Origin of the sequence: Arthrobacter sedimenti, assembly GCF_042652025.1 — a bacterium.
Lineage (GTDB): Bacteria > Actinomycetota > Actinomycetes > Actinomycetales > Micrococcaceae > Arthrobacter > Arthrobacter sedimenti.
Map to the genome: position 1 here is coordinate 936,875 of NZ_JBHSDQ010000001.1, position 16,923 is coordinate 953,797.

16 protein-coding genes are annotated in these 16,923 nt (G+C 67.7%); 14 read left to right on the forward strand and 2 right to left on the reverse strand.

Annotated features, from left to right (window positions below; all coding sequences use genetic code 11):
* Positions 1-166: 166 nt before the first annotated feature.
* The 4 genes from ACFO0G_RS04430 to ACFO0G_RS04445 all read left to right on the forward strand — a co-directional run bounded on the left by ACFO0G_RS04430 (position 167) and on the right by ACFO0G_RS04445 (position 4,340).
* Positions 167-1,219 carry an iron ABC transporter substrate-binding protein gene (locus ACFO0G_RS04430; RefSeq protein WP_376976576.1) on the forward strand — a complete coding sequence of 351 codons (1,053 nt, stop codon included), beginning with the start codon at positions 167-169 and terminating at the stop codon, positions 1,217-1,219.
* A gap of 4 nt (positions 1,220-1,223) precedes the next feature.
* Positions 1,224-2,813: an ABC transporter permease gene (locus tag ACFO0G_RS04435; protein ID WP_286398795.1), complete on the forward strand. Its 1,590-nt coding sequence runs from the start codon at positions 1,224-1,226 to the stop codon at positions 2,811-2,813.
* On the forward strand, positions 2,810-3,967 hold the full coding sequence (locus ACFO0G_RS04440) for an ABC transporter ATP-binding protein (protein WP_376976577.1): 1,158 nt from the start codon (positions 2,810-2,812) through the stop codon (positions 3,965-3,967). Before ACFO0G_RS04435 ends, ACFO0G_RS04440 begins: the two co-directional genes overlap by 4 nt.
* A 109-nt stretch (positions 3,968-4,076) precedes the next feature.
* A complete protein-coding gene (locus ACFO0G_RS04445; protein WP_376976578.1) occupies positions 4,077-4,340 on the forward strand; it encodes a hypothetical protein in 264 nt (87 codons plus the stop codon).
* A gap of 16 nt (positions 4,341-4,356) precedes the next feature.
* On the opposite strand, the gene nhaA is transcribed toward ACFO0G_RS04445, so the two are convergent.
* Complete coding sequence (nhaA, locus tag ACFO0G_RS04450; protein WP_286398799.1) at positions 4,357-5,709, reverse strand: Na+/H+ antiporter NhaA; 1,353 nt, start codon at positions 5,707-5,709, stop codon at positions 4,357-4,359.
* A gap of 232 nt (positions 5,710-5,941) precedes the next feature.
* Here nhaA and ACFO0G_RS04455 point away from each other — a divergent pair, with 232 nt between their 5' ends.
* The 3 genes from ACFO0G_RS04455 to ACFO0G_RS04465 are packed head-to-tail and all read left to right on the forward strand — an operon-like array spanning position 5,942 to position 8,112.
* Positions 5,942-6,715, forward strand: a complete 774-nt coding sequence (locus ACFO0G_RS04455) for a CHRD domain-containing protein (protein ID WP_286398802.1) — start codon at positions 5,942-5,944, stop codon at positions 6,713-6,715.
* Between the two features lie 17 nt (positions 6,716-6,732).
* Complete coding sequence (locus ACFO0G_RS04460; RefSeq protein WP_286398805.1) at positions 6,733-7,437, forward strand: sortase domain-containing protein; 705 nt, start codon at positions 6,733-6,735, stop codon at positions 7,435-7,437.
* Between the two features lie 51 nt (positions 7,438-7,488).
* Positions 7,489-8,112 carry a hypothetical protein gene (locus tag ACFO0G_RS04465; protein ID WP_286398807.1) on the forward strand — a complete coding sequence of 208 codons (624 nt, stop codon included), beginning with the start codon at positions 7,489-7,491 and terminating at the stop codon, positions 8,110-8,112.
* Here ACFO0G_RS04465 and ACFO0G_RS04470 read toward each other — a convergent pair.
* A complete protein-coding gene (locus ACFO0G_RS04470; protein ID WP_286398809.1) occupies positions 8,109-8,789 on the reverse strand; it encodes a PAS and ANTAR domain-containing protein in 681 nt (226 codons plus the stop codon). The two genes, ACFO0G_RS04465 and ACFO0G_RS04470, sit on opposite strands and share 4 nt — an antisense overlap.
* A 269-nt stretch (positions 8,790-9,058) precedes the next feature.
* Here ACFO0G_RS04470 and ACFO0G_RS04475 point away from each other — a divergent pair, with 269 nt between their 5' ends.
* From ACFO0G_RS04475 to ACFO0G_RS04505, 7 genes are all read left to right on the forward strand, one after another.
* Positions 9,059-9,406 (forward strand): heavy-metal-associated domain-containing protein, encoded by a 348-nt coding sequence (locus ACFO0G_RS04475; RefSeq protein WP_286398812.1) that lies wholly within the window; start codon positions 9,059-9,061, stop codon positions 9,404-9,406.
* A gap of 101 nt (positions 9,407-9,507) precedes the next feature.
* Entirely contained in the window at positions 9,508-11,667 is a 2,160-nt protein-coding gene (locus ACFO0G_RS04480; RefSeq protein ID WP_286404578.1) for a heavy metal translocating P-type ATPase, read from the forward strand.
* Positions 11,668-11,714: 47 nt separating this feature from the next.
* Positions 11,715-12,176: a hypothetical protein gene (locus tag ACFO0G_RS04485; RefSeq protein ID WP_286398814.1), complete on the forward strand. Its 462-nt coding sequence runs from the start codon at positions 11,715-11,717 to the stop codon at positions 12,174-12,176.
* Between the two features lie 56 nt (positions 12,177-12,232).
* On the forward strand, positions 12,233-12,865 hold the full coding sequence (locus tag ACFO0G_RS04490) for a DUF305 domain-containing protein (RefSeq protein WP_376976579.1): 633 nt from the start codon (positions 12,233-12,235) through the stop codon (positions 12,863-12,865).
* A gap of 148 nt (positions 12,866-13,013) precedes the next feature.
* Positions 13,014-13,682: an arsenate reductase/protein-tyrosine-phosphatase family protein gene (locus ACFO0G_RS04495; RefSeq protein WP_286398820.1), complete on the forward strand. Its 669-nt coding sequence runs from the start codon at positions 13,014-13,016 to the stop codon at positions 13,680-13,682.
* A 141-nt stretch (positions 13,683-13,823) separates the two neighbouring features.
* Positions 13,824-14,972: an LCP family protein gene (locus ACFO0G_RS04500; RefSeq protein WP_286398822.1), complete on the forward strand. Its 1,149-nt coding sequence runs from the start codon at positions 13,824-13,826 to the stop codon at positions 14,970-14,972.
* Positions 14,973-15,160: 188 nt separating this feature from the next.
* On the forward strand, positions 15,161-16,852 hold the full coding sequence (locus tag ACFO0G_RS04505; protein ID WP_286398824.1) for an alkaline phosphatase D family protein: 1,692 nt from the start codon (positions 15,161-15,163) through the stop codon (positions 16,850-16,852).
* The last annotated feature ends 71 nt before the right edge of the window (positions 16,853-16,923 follow it).

Below are 16,923 nucleotides of genomic sequence, written 5' to 3' on the forward strand. Positions count from 1 at the left end.
CGTCACGCCACAGTTTCGTAATTGATGTGAACCTCGTCACTTAATGCGCTTTTCGGCTTGGAGCTTAGGTTTGCCTACCCTACAGTTTTCAGACATAGGCAACATTCATGTTTCCTAATAGGACTTTAGGTTCAAGCAGACTTTTTCCCCACCGAAAGCAGCCTCAATGAAGATCCGCAACAGCGCGCTGGCAGGAATCGCACTCGCCGCCACCGCAGCTCTTGGCCTGACCGCCTGCGGCGGCGGCACCCCCGCAGGCAACGGCTCCTCCGCCTCCGGCGGCGCACCCTCCGGCGAGATCACTGTCTACAACGCCCAGCACGAAAGCCTCACCAAGGAATGGGTGGACGCCTTCACCGCCGAAACCGGCATCAAGGTGACCCTCCGCCAGGGCGATGACACGGAAATGTCCAACCAGATCATCCAGGAAGGCCAGGCCTCCCCCGCGGATGTGTTCCTGACCGAGAACTCCCCCGCGATGACGCAGGTGGAGAACGCCGGCCTGTTCGCCGATGTCAACAAGGACACCCTGGACCAGGTCCCTGCCGAGTTCTCCCCGTCCACCGGGAAGTGGACGGGCATCGCGGCCCGCTCCACCGTGCTGGTCTACAACAAGTCCAAGGTCACCGAGGACAAGCTGCCCAAGTCCATGCTTGACCTGGCCAGCCCGGAGTGGAAGGGCCGCTGGGCTGCCTCGCCCACCGGCGCCGACTTCCAGGCCATCGTCTCGGCCCTGCTGGAACTCAAGGGCGAAGCCGCCACGGAGGATTGGCTGAAGGCCATGAAAGACAACTCCAAGGCCTATAAAGGCAACAGCACGGCCATGAAGGCCGTCAACGCCGGTGAAGTGGATGCCGCCCTGATCTACCACTACTACTACTACGGAGACCAGGCCAAGACCGGCGAGAACTCCAACAACGTCACGCCGTACTACTTCAAGAATCAGGACCCGGGCGCGTTCCTGTCAGTCTCCGGCGGCGGCGTGCTCAAGTCCTCCAAGAATGCTGCCGCTGCGCAGGCGTTCCTGAAGTTCATCACGGGCAAGAAGGGCCAGGAAGTCCTGAAGAACGGTACGTCCTTCGAGTACGCCATCGGCTCCGACGTGCCCGCCAACGACAAGCTGGTTCCCATCAAGGACCTGCAGGCCCCCAAGGTGGACGCCGCAAAGCTCAACTCCCAGAAGGTCAGCGATCTGATGACCCAGGCCGGACTACTCTAATTCCGTGACCTCCGATCTATCGGCTCCCCCCAGGCGGAGCACGACGACGGCGGGCCGGGGCAACAGCCCCCGCCCGCCTTTCGGCGTTTCCGCAGTGTCCGTCCTGGCGGTGCTGATCGCCCTCTTCTCCCTCGTCCCGCTGGGGTACGTGGCCTACATGACGGTGGCAACCGGGTGGGACACCGCGGTCGGCCTCATCCTGCGGCCCCGCGTGGGCGAACTGCTCATGAACACTCTGCTCCTCATGGCCGCCACCATCCCGCTGTGCCTGCTGCTTGGCGTGGCGGGGGCGTGGCTGGTGGAACGGACCAACCTCCGCGGGCGCCGGATCTGGGCGGTCCTGCTGGCCGCGCCACTGGCCGTCCCGGCGTTCGTGAACAGCTACGCGTGGGTGTCTGCCATCCCGTCGCTGGGCGGCCTGGGCTCGGGGATCCTGATCTCCACCCTGTCCTACTTCCCGCTGGTGTACATTCCGGCGGCCGCGACCCTCAGCCGGCTGGACCCGGCCATCGAACAGTCCGCAGCCGCATTGGGGCTGGGCGCCTGGCGCGCCTTCTTCCGGGTGGTGCTCCCCCAGTTGCGGATCGCCCTCACGGGCGGCGCGCTGCTGGTGGGGCTGCACCTGCTCGCCGAATACGGCGCGTTCGCCATGATCCGCTTCGATACCTTCACCACGGCGATCATGACCCAGTACCGGTCCACGTTCAACGGCGCCGCCGGGAACATGCTGGCCAGCGTGCTGGTGTTCTTCTGCCTGCTCCTGCTGCTGGCGGAGGTCCGCAGCCGCGGCACCGCCCGGTACGCCAGGATCGGCTCCGGCGTGCAGGCCAGGGCGCTGCGCCTCCCCCTGCACGCCTACCAGGTCCCGGGCCAGGTCTTCCTGCTGGCACTCACGGCGCTGGCGTTCGGCCTCCCCCTGTACTACGTGCTCAAGTGGATCGTGGCCGGCGGCGCCGACGTATGGACCGCCGCCGAGTTCCTTCCCGCGCTTTTTGCCACCTTCGGGTACGGGCTGGCCGGCGCCGCGGCCACCATCGTGGTTGCCTTCCCCATGGCCTACCTGGCGGTCCGGAAGCCCGGCTGGTTCAGCAAGTCCCTGGAACTGTCCAACTACGTCACCAGTTCCATGCCCGGCATCGTGGTGGCCCTGGCCTTCGTGACCGTCAGCATCCGCCTGGTGCCCGGGATCTACCAGACGGCCGGCGTGCTGGTGGCAGCCTACGTGCTCCTGTTCCTCCCGCGCGCCTTGGTGAACCTGCGGGCGGGACTGGCGCAGGCTCCCAAGGAACTCGATGAGGCAGCCCAGGCGCTGGGCAAGCCGCCGCTTCTGGCGTTCATCCGCGTCACCCTGCGGCTCACCGCGCCGGCCGCCGCCGGCGGGGCTGCCCTGGTGTTCCTTGCCATTGCCAACGAACTCACCGCCACCTTGCTCCTCTCCCCTAACGGGACAAAGACGCTTGCCACGGAGTTTTGGAGCAAGAGCAGCGAAATCGACTACGCCGGCGCCGCGCCTTACGCGCTGTTGATGATCCTGCTTTCCGCCCCCATGACCTATCTCCTCTTCCAACAGTCCAAGAAAGTAGCCGGACAGTGACAGCACCATCAACCCGCAGGCTGCCAGAGCCTCGGGTGGCCCCTTCGGTGGCAGCCACCACCAACAGCCACCTGCAGATCACGGACGTCACCAAGAACTTCGGATCCCAGGCGGTCCTCAGGGGCGTCAACCTGTCCGTGGCCAAGGGCGGGACCACCGCGATCGTGGGTCCGTCCGGTTCCGGCAAGACCACCCTCCTGCGCCTGATCGCAGGGTTCGAGCACCCGGACACGGGCACCATCTCGCTCAACGGCACCACCGTGGCCGGCGACGGCGCGTGGCTTCCGGCGCATAAGCGGCAGATCGGCTACGTGGCGCAGGACGGCGCCCTGTTCCCGCACCTGAACGTCGGCCAGAACATAGCCTTCGGCCTGAATCCGGCCAGGCTCGACGGCGGACGCCGCGCCGTGAACGCCCGGGTGGCGGAGCTGCTGGCAATGGTGTCGCTGGATCCCTCCATGGCCAAGCGCCGGCCGCACCAGCTCTCCGGTGGACAGCAACAGCGCGTTGCCCTGGCCCGGGCCCTTGCCCGCGAACCCGAACTGATGCTCCTGGACGAGCCGTTCTCCGCCCTGGACGCGGGCCTGCGCGTGGCCACCCGCCGCGCCGTGGCCAAGGTCCTGGCCGAGGCCGGCGTCACCACCATCCTGGTCACCCATGACCAGGCCGAGGCTTTGTCCTTCGCGGACCAGGTGGCCGTGATGCGCGGCGGCAAGCTGGCGCAGATCGGCAATCCATTCGTGGTGTACACCCGCCCCGCGGACCGGGCCACCGCAGAGTTCCTGGGCGACGCCGTCATCCTGGACGCCTGGCTGGAGGGCTCCCTGGCCACCTGTTCGTTGGGCGGCATCCCCGTGCGCCGGCCACCGGCCCAGGGCCGGGTGCAGCTGATGCTGCGGCCGGAACAAATCCGCATAGCCGAGGACGGCCCCATCCGCGGCGTGGTGGTGGACACGGATTACTTCGGCCCCGAAACCACCGTGCGGCTGAAGCTGAACGTGCCCAAGGAAGTGGCGGAGCACGCCGACCACCGCTACCCCGGCGGCGGCGAAGTAATCACCATCCGGCACTGGAACGCCTCGATCGCCCGGCCCGGCATGGAGCTGTGCCTGCGGGTGGTGGGCGAAGCCGTCGCCTTCCCAATGGACGACTGAACACCATCCGTCACAGGCGACACAGAAAAATCACCCTGCGGAAACACTCCGGCAATGTCTCCCCGGCAAGCTGTGCTTACGGGGATACAACAGCAGGAGGCAGCCCATTATGGAGGCACAAGGAGTACGTACGGCCCAGCTTCGCGTTGGCGACCAGATCGAGGCGTGGCACCGGGGCAGGCTCTTCCACAAGGGTAAGGTGACCGGCGTCGTCACGGCCCTGGAACTCTTCTGGATCCTGGATGCCCGGACCGGCACCCGGAAGCTGCTGGACCCCGAGGCACTGGAGATCCGCCACGTGGATCCGGCTCCGGTCCAGCTGGAAGTCCCAGCCAAACCGCAGCCTCCGGCCGCGCCGCTCGCCACCGCCTGAGCAGCCGCGGGAGGGCTCAGGCGCGGTCCTGGTAGACGTCAGGGACGCCGTCGTGGTCCGTATCGACTTTCTCAAGCTCTTCGGCGAGCCGGTACTGGCGGTTGCGCGTGCGCAGCACGGCCGTTGCCAGCAGTGCGGCGATCAGTGACGCGGCCAGGATGCCCACCTTGGCGTGGTCGTCGTGCACGCTGCCGTTGCCGAAGCTGAGTTCTGCCACCAACAGGGACACGGTAAAGCCGATGCCTGCCAGCAGCGCAACGCCGAAGACGTCGATCCATTTGAAGGAGCTGTCCAGGGTGGCCCTGGTGGCTTTGGTCAGGATCCACGTGGTGGCCAGGATGCCGATCGGCTTGCCCAGGACCAGGCCAAGGATGATGCCCAGCGCTACGGGATCCGTCAGGGCGGAGCCAAGGCCCGCCCAGCCGCCCACGGCCACACCTGCGGAGAAGAACGCGAAGACGGGTACTGCCACGCCGGCTGAAATGGGCCGGAACCGGTGCTCGAAGATCTCGGCCAGCCCGGGGCCGGCTTCGGGTCCGCCGGATGCTTGAGACCGGATCACCGGAATGGCGAAGCCCAGCAAAACACCGGCCACCGTGGCGTGGATGCCGGACGCATGCACCAGCGCCCACGTCACGGCGCCCAGGGGAAGCAGGAGCAGCCAGGCGGCCGCCGCGTGGAGGCCGAAGAACCGGCGGAACTTCTGCGCCAGGAAAGCGTAAAGGGCCAGCGGGATGAGCGCCAGGAGCAGCGGCACCACCTGGATGTCGCTGGAGTAGAAGAACGCGATGATGGTGATGGCGATCAGGTCGTCCACAACAGCCAGCGTGAGCAGGAAGATCCGCAGGGCGCTGGGCAGGTGGGAGCCGATGATGGCCAGGACGGCCACGGCAAACGCGATGTCGGTTGCGGTGGGGATGGCCCACCCGCGCAGCGTCTCCGGGCTGGCAAGGTTGACGACGGCGTAGATCACCGCCGGGACCGCGACGCCGCCCACGGCGGCCGCCACGGGAACGATCGATTTGCTGATCTGGCGCAGGTCACCGGCCACGAACTCGCGCTTGAGTTCCAGGCCGACCAGGAAGAAGAAGATGGCCAGCAGGCCGTCCGCCGCCCACGCCCCCAGGCTCAGTTCCAGGTGCCACGGCTCATAGCCCACCTTGAAGTCCCGGAGCGCAAAGTAGCTGTCCGACGCCGGGGAGTTGGCCCAGATGAGGGCGATGACGGCGGCGATGACCAGGAGGGCGCCGCCTACCGTTTCCTTGCGAAGGATCTCCCCGATGCGCAGCGCTTCCGCATAGCTGCCGCGTGAGAAGACCGTGGAGCCGAAGAACGAGTTTTTCTTGGGGGCGGGCGTGCTGGAATTCATGCAGGCGTCCTTAAATCCGGGTTCGACAATGTCATGCCGACCAGACTTCCCGGCGCACCTTCGTCTATTTTACGGGCGGCGCCGCCCCCTCCCAAACGCGTCTCCCCGGGGGCCTTTACAAATTTTGTGGGGCAATTCACAAAAATACCCATCCGGCTGTATTGGTGGCACCGAATCATTGATGTCCCTCATCTGGGACATTACGTCACTCGCATGAGGAGAATGCTTTCCGATGAACAAGACACTTCGTTTCCTCGCGGTTCCCACCCTGGCCCTGGGCGCCCTGGCCCTCTCAGGCGGTCCCGCCTCCGCAGCCGACCACACCTACCAGTCCACCCTTTCCCAGATCAACGGCAGCTCGGCCTCGGGCACTGTCACAGTGGATGTCACCGGCAACCAGGCGCACGCCGTCCTGAAGGTCTCCGGCTTGGCTCCCACCTTCAACAACGCCCCCTACCCGCACGTCCAGCACATCCACGGCGGCGCCCAGGGCGTCTGCCCCGCACCGTCGGCGGACAAGGACGGTGACGGAGTGGTTTCCACCACCGAGGGCGCGCCCAGTTATGGCGGGATCGTGACCACCCTCTCCACCAGCGGTGACACCAGTCCTGCTGCCGGCCTGGACCTCAAGCTGGCCGGCCAGGGAGCCAGCTACACCGTTGACCGCACCTTCGAGCTCAACGCCGACACCAAGGCCGCCCTGGAAGCCGGTACCGCCGTCGTGGTTGTCCACGGGCTGGATCCCGCCACCCTCAGCCCGGCCGCCCAGGCCGCCAAATCCGACCTGGTCCCGAGCCTCCCGCTCGCTGCCACCTCCCCTGCATTGTGCGGGACGCTGAAGGCTGGCCAAATGAAGATGCCTGCCGGTGGCGCTGACACCGGCGTTGCCCAGCAGGCCGGCGGAACCGACTCCGGCGTCCTCGCTTTGGGCGGTGGCTTGGTCCTGGCAGCAGCCGCGGGCGGTGCCTACCTGGTTCGTCGCCGCAGTTCCGGTTCTGCAGCCTGAGTCCGGCTGACCCTGTCATGTCCTTCCTGAACTCCGGCAGCCGCAGGAGCCTTCGGGCCCCTGCGGCTGCCGGGCTTCTGCTCCTGCTCACCCTGGCGGGGTGCGGCACCACGCCAGGAACGTCCGACGCCGGCCCTGCGGCTGCCACTGCCACCGCCTCCTCCAGCGCCCCAACGCCGTCCGCTGCGGCGGCCCACCCGCAGACACCCTCGCCTTCCAGCCCGGCTGCGGCAACCGCCCCAACCGCGGCCGAACCGCCGGTCTTGCCCCGATCCGAACCGGCCGTCCTGGACATTGCCGTGATTGGCCTCCGCACGGAACTGCTGAGCCTTGGCCTGCGTGCCAACGGATCGTTGGAGGTTCCGGAGGATACCGGCAACGGTGCCCCCGCCAGCTGGTACAACGGCTCGCCCACTCCTGGGGAGCGCGGTCCCGCCGTGCTGCTGGGCCATGTGAACGCCCTCGGCGGCCACAAGGGGGTCTTCGCCGACCTCCGCACCCTCACACCCGGAGCCGAGGTCAAGGTGACACGGGCGGACGGCAGTACGGCCACCTTCGTTGTTGAACGGGGCGCCGTTTACGGCAAGGACAACTTCCCCACCGTGGAGGTCTACGGAAACACGCCCGGTTCGGAATTGAGGCTGATTACTTGCGACGGCTACGACGCCGCCACCGGCCTCTTCGATGACAACTACGTTGTCTTCGCCAAGCTCAAAGCCTAATTGGACAGTACACAACGGTCGCCTCAACCGGGGCGGCCAGGACGGATGGCCATGAAGAACCGCGTTTCCCTGCTGGCGCCCCTGGCGCTGTCCCTGGCGCTCTCCGGTTGTGCGGCGGCGGCAGGATCCACCGGCGATGCCCCTCCGGCCGCGTCCCCTGCCGCCAGCGTGGAAACCCCGAATGCCGGGCATGCCGGGCACCACGGCACCGACCCGGCCGCCCCGCAGGCCGGTCCGGCAGCCCCGAGCGAAGCGGCGAAAATGGTGTGCGGGGACGAGCCAATGGACCGGTTGACCACCATCCTGTCCCTCAAGCAGAAACCGCACACCGTCAGCAACTGGGCCAACAGCACTTTCACCTGCACCTACCACCTGCCGGAGGGCGCACTGACAATTTCCGTGCAGGAAGCTCCTGACCAGGCCAAGGCGCGGACCTACTTTGATGCCATGCAGGCCCTCGCCACGGGTGTCACGCCTATTGAGGGTCTGGCCAACCTGGGCTTCCCCGCCTACGAAACCGCAGCCGGCTCTGCCGTGTTCCAAAAGGACAACTTTGTGCTGAAGGTGGACGCGTCAGCGCTTCCGGCCGCGGTCGGTCCCGACGCCCTGAGCCGCAACGCCCTGGCCTACCAACTCTCCACCACCATCCTTGCGTGCTGGGTGGAGCACCACTAGCCGGCGCGGCGGCCTCCCGCGTGGTCCGCCGCGCCGTGCACTTGGATGGCCCGCACCGCGCGGTCCAGGTAGATCCGGGCCTCCGGGGAGTTGGCCAGCTGCACCAGTTCCGCCGCCACCACCACCAGCTTGACGTTCCGGTGGCTGCTGGTGCTCACCAGCATCTGGAACGCGTCATCGGAGCCGAGTTTCAGCTGGCCCATGAGGATCCCGCGGGCCTGATCGATCACGGTCCGGGTTGCCGTAGCGCCCGCGACGGCGTCCCGCGCCGTCTGTTCGGTTTCGCGCTGCAGCGTGCGGCTGAGGTCCACCGTCACGCCCTCGAGCGCCACCACTGATCCGTCGTCACCAAGGACCGCCTCGCCGGCAGTCAGCACGCGCCGCGTCTTCCCATGGGCGTCCACAATCCGGTGATACATGCAGAAGAAGCCGCCGGTGGTGGAAACGTGCCCCACAATTTCCTCACACTGTTCCCTGTCGTCGGGATGCTTGTGGGCGAAGATCAGCTCCAGCGTGGGCACAACCTCGCCGCGCTGGTAACCGTGCAGCCGGAACATCCCGTCCGACCACTGGAAGGTTGGACCGGCAGGCTCCAAGTCCACCCTGAAGATCCCGGCATCGCTTTCGCTGTCTCCGAGGGCACTCGAATACGTGTACAGATCGCTGAGCTCCGTCACAGGGCACCTCCCGCAATGGCCAGCCCCCAGCGGGCCGGCTCTGTCCTCGCTCCTTCAAGTATGGTCTCCTTGCGCAACAGAAGGTAGTGCGGGAGGTCCCATGGTAGTCCCGGTGGAGATGCGTTAGAGTGCTTGACCTTGATACCCCTAGGGGGTATATTGGCGGTGTTGTCAGTGAAGTGGTATGTCCCGGCCGGCGCACCCGCACCAGCCTTTCACAGCCGTTCAACCCCAGCACCCCTTGATTCCCTCAACGGATTGGAACTGACATGAACAGCGGGAACCGCCCCCAACTCCCCCTCGCATCTTCCGGCTGCAGCTGCTGCGCCCCAGCCGAGCCGGCCAGCACCCTCCGTGCAGCCGACCCGCAGGAGTCTCCCGCCGCCGTCGGAATTGCCGACGCCGATGCCTCCACCCACCGCGACTTTGCGGTGGAGGGCATGACCTGCGGGCACTGCGTCCGGTCTGTCGAAACTGCTGTATCCGCTCTCCCGGGCGTGACCGCAGCCTCGGTTGACCTGGTGCCTGGCGGCCGCTCCCGGCTTGCCGTCACAGGCCCGGTACCCGAAGCCGACGTCCGCCGCGCTGTGGCTGACGCCGGTTACGTCCTGGCCTGAGATGGACCGCGCCCCGCGCGCGGCCTGAACATTTTCCGCAGCCCCGGGTCGAGCCGGGCAGCGATTGCCTCCAAGGAGGAACCATGCAGGATCAACACGATATGCAGGACCACCCCGACGTACACCACCAGGGCGGCGGGCATGACCACCACCAGCCGCCCAGCCGGACGCTGACGGAGCCCCCGGCACACAGCGCGGGGCATACCGAACACACCGGGCACCCGCAGCACGGCGGCCACGGCCAGCACGACGACGACCACACGGTCCACACCCACGGCCAGCACGCGGGGCACAGCACGGCCATGTTCAAGAACAGGTTTTGGCTGACGCTGGCCCTGTCCATTCCCGTGGTCTACTTCAGCCCCATGATGGCCCACCTCCTGGGCTACATGCCGCCCGAGTTCCCCGGGTCCGCCTGGATCCCCCCGGTCCTGGGCACCGTAATTTTCCTGTACGGCGGACAGCCGTTCCTCAAGGGCGGCCTGCAGGAGCTCAAGGACCGTACGCCCGGAATGATGCTGCTGATCGCCATGGCCATCACGGTGGCCTTCGCCGCGTCATGGGTCACCAGCCTGGGAATCGGTGGCTTCGACCTGGACTTCTGGTGGGAGCTGGCCCTGCTGGTGGCCATCATGCTGCTGGGGCACTGGATCGAAATGCGCGCCCTTGGTTCCGCGCAGGGCGCCCTTGATGCCCTCGCCGCGCTGCTGCCGGACGAAGCCGAGCGCATCAATGACAGCGGCACCGAGACCGTCCCCGTCTCCGAGCTCAACCCCGGGGACCTGGTCCTGGTCCGTCCGGGCGCCCGCATGCCTGCTGACGGCAACGTAGTGGACGGGCAGGCCGAGTTCGACGAGTCCATGATCACCGGTGAATCCAAGACCGTGGCTCGCGGCGCGGGCGATCCCGTGGTGGCCGGAACCGTGGCCACGGACAGCAGCGTCCGCGTCCGGGTCACGGCCGTGGGCGACCAGACCGCCCTGGCCGGGATCCAGCGGCTGGTGGAGGAAGCACAGGCTTCATCGTCCCGCGCACAGGCCCTGGCGGACCGTGCAGCAGCCTTCCTCTTCTACTTTGCCGCCGGCGCCGGCGTCCTGACCTTCATCGCCTGGACGCTGATGGGAAGCGTTCCCGACGCCGTCACCCGGACCGTCACCGTACTGGTCATCGCCTGCCCGCACGCGCTTGGCCTCGCCATCCCGCTGGTGATCGCCATCTCCACGGAGCAGGCGGCGCGGGCCGGCGTCCTGATCAAGAACCGGATGGCGCTGGAGCGGATGCGCACCATCGACGTGGTCCTGTTCGACAAAACCGGCACCCTGACCACGGGCGAGCCGGAGCTGAAGGACGTCGCCGTGGCTGAAGGAGCGGATGCCGACACGGTGCTGGCCCTCGCCGCCGCCGTGGAGTCCGACAGTGAGCACCCCGTGGCGCGGGCCATCGTGCGCGCTGCCAAGGCACGGAACCTGGTGCTGCCTCAGGCCACCGGCTTCACCTCCCTGACGGGCCGCGGCGTCCGGGCCGGCGTCGACGGCCGTACGGTGCACGTGGGCGGGCCGGCACTGCTGCGCGAGCTCGGCGTCGTCGAACCTGCTTCTCTGGCGGGGAGCACCAAAGCGTGGATGGACCGCGGAGCCGCCGTGCTCCACGTTGTCGACGACGGCAACGTCCTGGGTGCCGTCAGCATGGAGGATGCGGTGCGGCCGGAGTCGCGGCAGGCCGTGTCAGCCCTGCAGCGGCGGGGCGTCAAGGTGGCCATGGTAACCGGCGACGCGCACCAGGTGGCGCAGGCCGTGGCCGCGGACCTGGACATCGACGAAGTGTTCGCCGAGGTCCTGCCCGCGGACAAGGACAAGAAAGTGGCCGAGCTGCAGGGCCGCGGGTTGAAGGTGGCCATGGTGGGCGACGGCGTCAACGACTCCCCCGCGCTGGCCCGCGCCGAGGTGGGGATCGCCATCGGCGCCGGCACCGACGTGGCAGTGGAATCCGCCGGCGTGGTGTTGGCGGGAAACGACCCACGGGCCGTGCTGTCCATGGTGGACCTGTCCCGGGCCAGCTACCGGAAGATGTGGCAGAACCTGGTGTGGGCCACCGGTTACAACGTCCTGTCCGTGCCGCTGGCCGCCGGTGTCCTGGCGTTCGCCGGTGTGGTGCTGTCGCCCGCGGCGGGTGCTGTGCTGATGTCTGCGTCCACCGTTGTGGTGGCACTGAACGCCCAGCTCCTTCGGCGGCTGAAACTGAACCCGTCCGAGGTCCGTTGATTATTCCAGGCCGAGTGACAGCCAGGCCCAGTGAAAGGAGGGACGCCGTGACCACCCGCGCCGTGGCGTCCCTCCTTCGCCGCGCCTGTCTGCTGGCAGCTACTCTGGCCGTCATCGCGGGGCTGCTGGGCATGCACGTGCTCACCTCCGGGCATTCCTCCCACGCATCAATGTCCGGAGGGGCAATCGCCGGGCACACCGCCGTCGCGCATTCTGCCGGTGATGTCCATGCCGTCCACGCAGGCCACCATGCCACAGCCCGGGCCCCGGACCCTGCCCTGGACGAACCGGTCCTTGGGTCCGCCGGCTGCGGCGGTTCCTGCCCGGCCGCCCAGGAACCGGGGGCGCCCTGCGTCCCCACGGCGCCCAGCGGCCCGGTCACCATTTCCCCACCCCACGCATCCCTGGCCAACCTGCCTGTACCGGCCGCCGCCGGCAAGCGCGGCGCCGGCTACAGCTATCTGCCGCCCAGCCCCACCCCCTGCGACCTGTCGATCAGCCGGACGTAAACCGGACCGAGCCACCCCATTACGGCCCCGTCCATTTACTTCCCTGAAAGACAACCATGAACACCACCATCAAGACCCTGTCCATTGCTGCTGCCCTGGCTGCCTCGCTCGGCCTCGCAGGATGCGCAGCCAATGCCGGATCCGGCAACAGCATGCCCATGGACCACGGCAGCGCCAGCCCGATGTCCAGCACCATGCCCGGCGCCGGCATGAGCCCCGCCGCGGATGCCAACCATAACCAGGCCGACATCATGTTTGCCCAGATGATGATCCCGCACCACGCACAGGCGGTGGAGATGAGCGGCATCATCCTGGACAAGCAGGACATTCCAGCAGAGGCGACCGCCCTGGCAACCAAAATCAAGGCGGCCCAGGCCCCCGAGATCGAGCAGATGACAGGCTGGCTCCAAGGCTGGAACGTGCCCGCCGCGATGAGCGACCACACCGGCCACGGCATGACCGGCATGGTGGACGACGCCGGCATCGACAAGCTCAAGTCCGCCACCGGCGCCGAGGCTGCGCGGCTGTTCCTGCAGCAGATGATCGGCCATCACGAGGGCGCCATCGACATGGCCCAGCAGGAGATCAGCGCCGGCAAGTCACCTGAAGCCGTGAAGCTGGGCCACGAGATCGTGGACGCGCAGCAGGCGGAGATCACGCAGATGAAGCAGCTGCTGGCCTCGCTCTAGCCATGGGACAGCCCGCCGGCCCGGCGGGAAACGTGAACGGTGCGGCGGCGGCACCCGGTCCGGGAGCCGCCGCCGCACCGTCGCGTGTTAAGTTGAAAGGCACGGGCCCGAACGGATCCGCCGCCAGCTGGGAAAAGAGAACATCTCCTTGGACACTTCCGCACCAGTACGAATCCTGACCGTCTGCACCGGCAACATCTGCCGGTCGCCCGTGGCCGAACGGCTGCTGCAGGCGGGGCTTGACCAAGTAGTGCCCGGCGGTTTCGAAGTCTCCAGTGCCGGCACCCGCGCCCTGGTGGGCCAGCCCATGCAGCCCATCTCGGCGGACATCGTGCGGACCTTCGGCGGGAATCCCGAAGGCTTCGCTGCCCGGCAGCTCACCCCCAAGATCCTGCGCGGTGTGGATCTGGTGCTCACCATGACCTCCGGGCACCGCGGCGAGGTCCTGCAGCTGGACGCCTCCCTGCTCAAGCGGACCTTCACCATCCGCGAGTTCGCCCGGATGCTCAACGTCCTGGACCAGCGGGCCGCCGAAGCTGACACCCAGCCAGCCGGGCCTCCCCAGGAAGCAGCGCCCGACGACGAGTCCCGGCTTGCTGCCAACGCCGCCTTTTGGCGGGGGTTGCCCGCCCGGGCCGCCGGGGTGCGGCACCTCTCGCTTCCGGCCGACCCCGCAGAAAATGACATCGTGGACCCATACCGCCGCTCGCCCGAGGTCTACCGTGAGATGGAGGACCAGCTGGCCCCCGCGATCGTCTCCATCCTGCGCCACGCCCGCCTGAACGCACCAGTGAGCCCCGACGCCGCCCAGCTGTAGGACACAAGGAACGGCGGACCCCGGATCCCACTGCCGCAAGCCGGCGACGCGCCGGCAGGTGACAGTTTGGACAACTATGTAGCCAATGAGGCCCTGCCGGACGGACACTGATCCCACCAGTCACAGTGAGGTGGAGGCGTCATGAGCATCCCAGGCGGTTCTGATCCATCCGGCCCCGGCGGTCCCGGCAACTCCGGTTCGCAGCCCGCCGGCCAATCCGCCCACCGGCCCGCCTGGCTGGTTGCCCTGGGCCGCCGCCGCTGGATCGCGGTGTTGGTGGCGGTGGCGTTGGTTGTAGCGGCCGGAATCGCGATCTTCAGCCTGAACCGCGCCGGCCAGGAAGCGCAGCCGGCGGCCACCCAGACACAGTCGCCCAGCGAAACGCCTACACCGACTCCCTCTGAAACGCCCCCGCCCGCTCCTGCTCCTGCTCCCCCACCCTCGCCTGCCCCTATCCCGGACCTGCCTGCAGCCCCGATGAACATCCTGGTCATCGGCAGTGACATCCGCGGCGGCACCCCGGCACGCGACGCCGCCGCCCATACGGCAGCCACCGGCGAAGCCCAGGACCAGCGGGCGGACTCCCTCATGGTGGTCCACGTCCCCGCCGACCGGCGGAACCTCTACCTCATCTCCATCAACCGTGACAACTGGGTGGACATCCCCGGCTACGGGGCCGCCAAGATCAACGCCGCCCTGCAGTATGGCGGCATCGACATGGAGACTGCCACCGTGCAGCAGCTGCTGGGGATCACCATCGACCACACCCTGATGCTGGACTTCGGCGGGTTCAAGATCCTGGTGGACGGCCTGGGCGGCATCGACGTCAACGTGCCCATCCCGTTCCAGTCCAGCATTGAGACCCAGCACGTCTTCCCCGCCGGTATGAACCACCTTGACGGGCAGGCGGCGCTGGAGTTTTCCCGCGAGCGCTACGCCTTCGCCGACGGCGACTTCCAGCGCGTCCGCGACCAGCAGATCATGCTCCGCGCCATCCTGGCCCGCCTCACCGCAGGCGGTGCCCTCAACGACGTGAACGCGGTGCGGTCCCTGGTCGATTTCGCCTCCTGCTGCCTCACCGTGGACAAGGCCTTCGACCCCGTCCAGGCCGCCATCCTGGCCTACAGCCTGCGGAACCTTGACGTGAACGCCATCGGCACCATGACGCTGCCGACGGCGGGCTCCGGTTTCGTGGCCGGGCAGTCCGTGCTGTTTCCCGACTACGGGGGCATCGCAGCCGTAGGCGCGGCACTGCGGGAGGGCCGGATCGGCGACTTCGCGAAGCCATAGGGCGGGGTGCCCCGGGCCTCGGGGAGAGGTGCGCTGCGCCAAGTCGGTGGTGACGCGCAGATTCCCTGGCGCGGCGATATTCGGGGTGCGGCCGCGGCTTGGCGCATCGCGGGGGAATTTGCGCGTCGTATACCGCCCGTTCACCGAGGCGTCGGAGTCTGTGTGCCGGCCGGGGAAAACCTGAGGTCATGAGCGAATCTTCCCAGGCCGGGGTTTCCCGCCGCACCGTCGTCAAGAGTTCCGTCCTCGCCGCCGCGCTGGCCTCCGTTCCCGCCGCCAACGCTTCGGCAGCCACCCAGTCTCCCGCCGGCGTCGCGCTGGTCCGCAACCGGCTCACCCTACCCAGCGGCATCGCCACCGGCGACGTCACCTCCGATTCCGCCGTGCTCTGGTCCCGTGCCTCGGGCGCCGGCCGGATGACGGCCGTCCTGCGGGCAGTGGACGACGGCGGCCAGGTCCTGCGCGGGCGGGGCGCCTTTGAGCGGGTCCTCCGCGGGCCCCGCGCCACCCAAGCGTCCGACTTCACGGCCAAGATCCACGCCGGAAACCTGCCGTCCAACACCCGCTTCGCCCTGGAGATCAGCTTCGAGGACGACGGCGGCGCGGCCGGTGAGACGGTTCGCGGCAGCTTCCGCACGGCGCCGGACACCGGGACGGTCAACGGCAAGGGCCGCACTGGTGACACCAGCAACGGCGGTGACGTCCCGGCGTCGTCCGCCCAAAGCTTTGTGTGGACCGGCGACACCGCAGGCCAGGGCTGGGGCATCAACGAGGAGATCGGCGGGATGCGGGGCTACCGGGCCATGCACCAGGCCCGCCCGGACTTTTTCATCCACTCCGGCGACACTATCTACGCCGACGGGCCCATCGCCGAAACCGTGGTGGAAAAAGACGGCCAGGTCTGGCGGAACCTGGTCACGGAGGAGGTGTCCAAGGTGGCCGAGACGCTCACCGAATTCCGAGGCCGGCACCGCTACAACTCCATGGACGTCAATATGCGGGCCATGTTCGCGGACGTGCCGGTGATCGCGCAGTGGGACGACCACGAGACGCACAACAACTGGTACCCGGGCCAGATCCTGGACGACTCCCGCTACACCGTGCGGGACGTCAACACCCTGGCCGCCCGCGGCCGGCAGGCGTGGCAGGAAAACATGCCCATCGCAGACAGCTCGGCCATCTGGCGCCCCGGAACGTTCGACGACGCCGGCCAGTACCAGCCGGCCAGGATCTACCGGAAGATCTCCAGGGGCCCGCAGCTGGACATCTTTTGCCTGGACATGCGCACCTACAAGTCCCCCAACACGGACGGCAAGGAACCCTACGCCACGAACATTCTTGGCCAGGAGCAGGTGGACTGGCTCATCCGCGAGGTGTCCAAGTCCAAGGCGACATGGAAGGTGATCGCGAACGACCTGCCGCTGGGCATCGTGGTGCCGGACGGCCCGGTCAACCAGGAGAGCCTGTCCAACCGCGACAACGGTGCTCCCCTGGGCCGCGAACTCGAGATCGCCGGCGTGCTGAGTGCCTTCAAGCGCAACGGTGTGAAGAACACGGTGTGGCTTACCGCGGACGTGCATTACTGCGCCGCCCACCACTACTCCCCCGAGCGTGCCGCCTTCACCGACTTCGACCCCTTCTGGGAGTTCGTTGCCGGACCCATCGCCGCAGGTTCCTTCGGCCCCAACAGCATGGACGGCACGTTCGGTCCCGAGGTGGTCTTCTCTAAGTCAGGGCGCTTCGCCGGGGAGTCACCGCGCGACGGCGAGAACCAGTTCTTCGGGCACGTGGAGCTGGGCGGGGACAACAGCTTCACCGCCAGCCTCCGGAACGCGAACGGCGCCACGGTGTTCTCCAAGGTCCTGACGCCCGAACGGTAGCTCCCGTTCCGCGACGCAGATAGCCACTGGCGACGCGCAGATTCCCTGACGCGCCAATATTTGGGGCGCGA

Bases quoted from the DNA above. Each gene is read 5' to 3' on its own strand.
- ACFO0G_RS04430 (WP_376976576.1), top strand. From the start codon at position 167: ATGAAGATCCGCAACAGCGCGCTGGCAGGAATCGCACTCGCCGCCACC.
- ACFO0G_RS04445 (WP_376976578.1), top strand. From the start codon at position 4,077: ATGGAGGCACAAGGAGTACGTACGGCCCAGCTTCGCGTTGGCGACCAG.
- nhaA (WP_286398799.1), bottom strand. From the start codon at position 5,709: ATGAATTCCAGCACGCCCGCCCCCAAGAAAAACTCGTTCTTCGGCTCC.
- ACFO0G_RS04455 (WP_286398802.1), top strand. From the start codon at position 5,942: ATGAACAAGACACTTCGTTTCCTCGCGGTTCCCACCCTGGCCCTGGGC.
- ACFO0G_RS04460 (WP_286398805.1), top strand. From the start codon at position 6,733: ATGTCCTTCCTGAACTCCGGCAGCCGCAGGAGCCTTCGGGCCCCTGCG.
- ACFO0G_RS04465 (WP_286398807.1), top strand. From the start codon at position 7,489: ATGAAGAACCGCGTTTCCCTGCTGGCGCCCCTGGCGCTGTCCCTGGCG.
- ACFO0G_RS04475 (WP_286398812.1), top strand. From the start codon at position 9,059: ATGAACAGCGGGAACCGCCCCCAACTCCCCCTCGCATCTTCCGGCTGC.
- ACFO0G_RS04480 (WP_286404578.1), top strand. From the start codon at position 9,508: ATGCAGGACCACCCCGACGTACACCACCAGGGCGGCGGGCATGACCAC.
- ACFO0G_RS04490 (WP_376976579.1), top strand. From the start codon at position 12,233: ATGAACACCACCATCAAGACCCTGTCCATTGCTGCTGCCCTGGCTGCC.
- ACFO0G_RS04500 (WP_286398822.1), top strand. From the start codon at position 13,824: ATGAGCATCCCAGGCGGTTCTGATCCATCCGGCCCCGGCGGTCCCGGC.
- ACFO0G_RS04505 (WP_286398824.1), top strand. From the start codon at position 15,161: ATGAGCGAATCTTCCCAGGCCGGGGTTTCCCGCCGCACCGTCGTCAAG.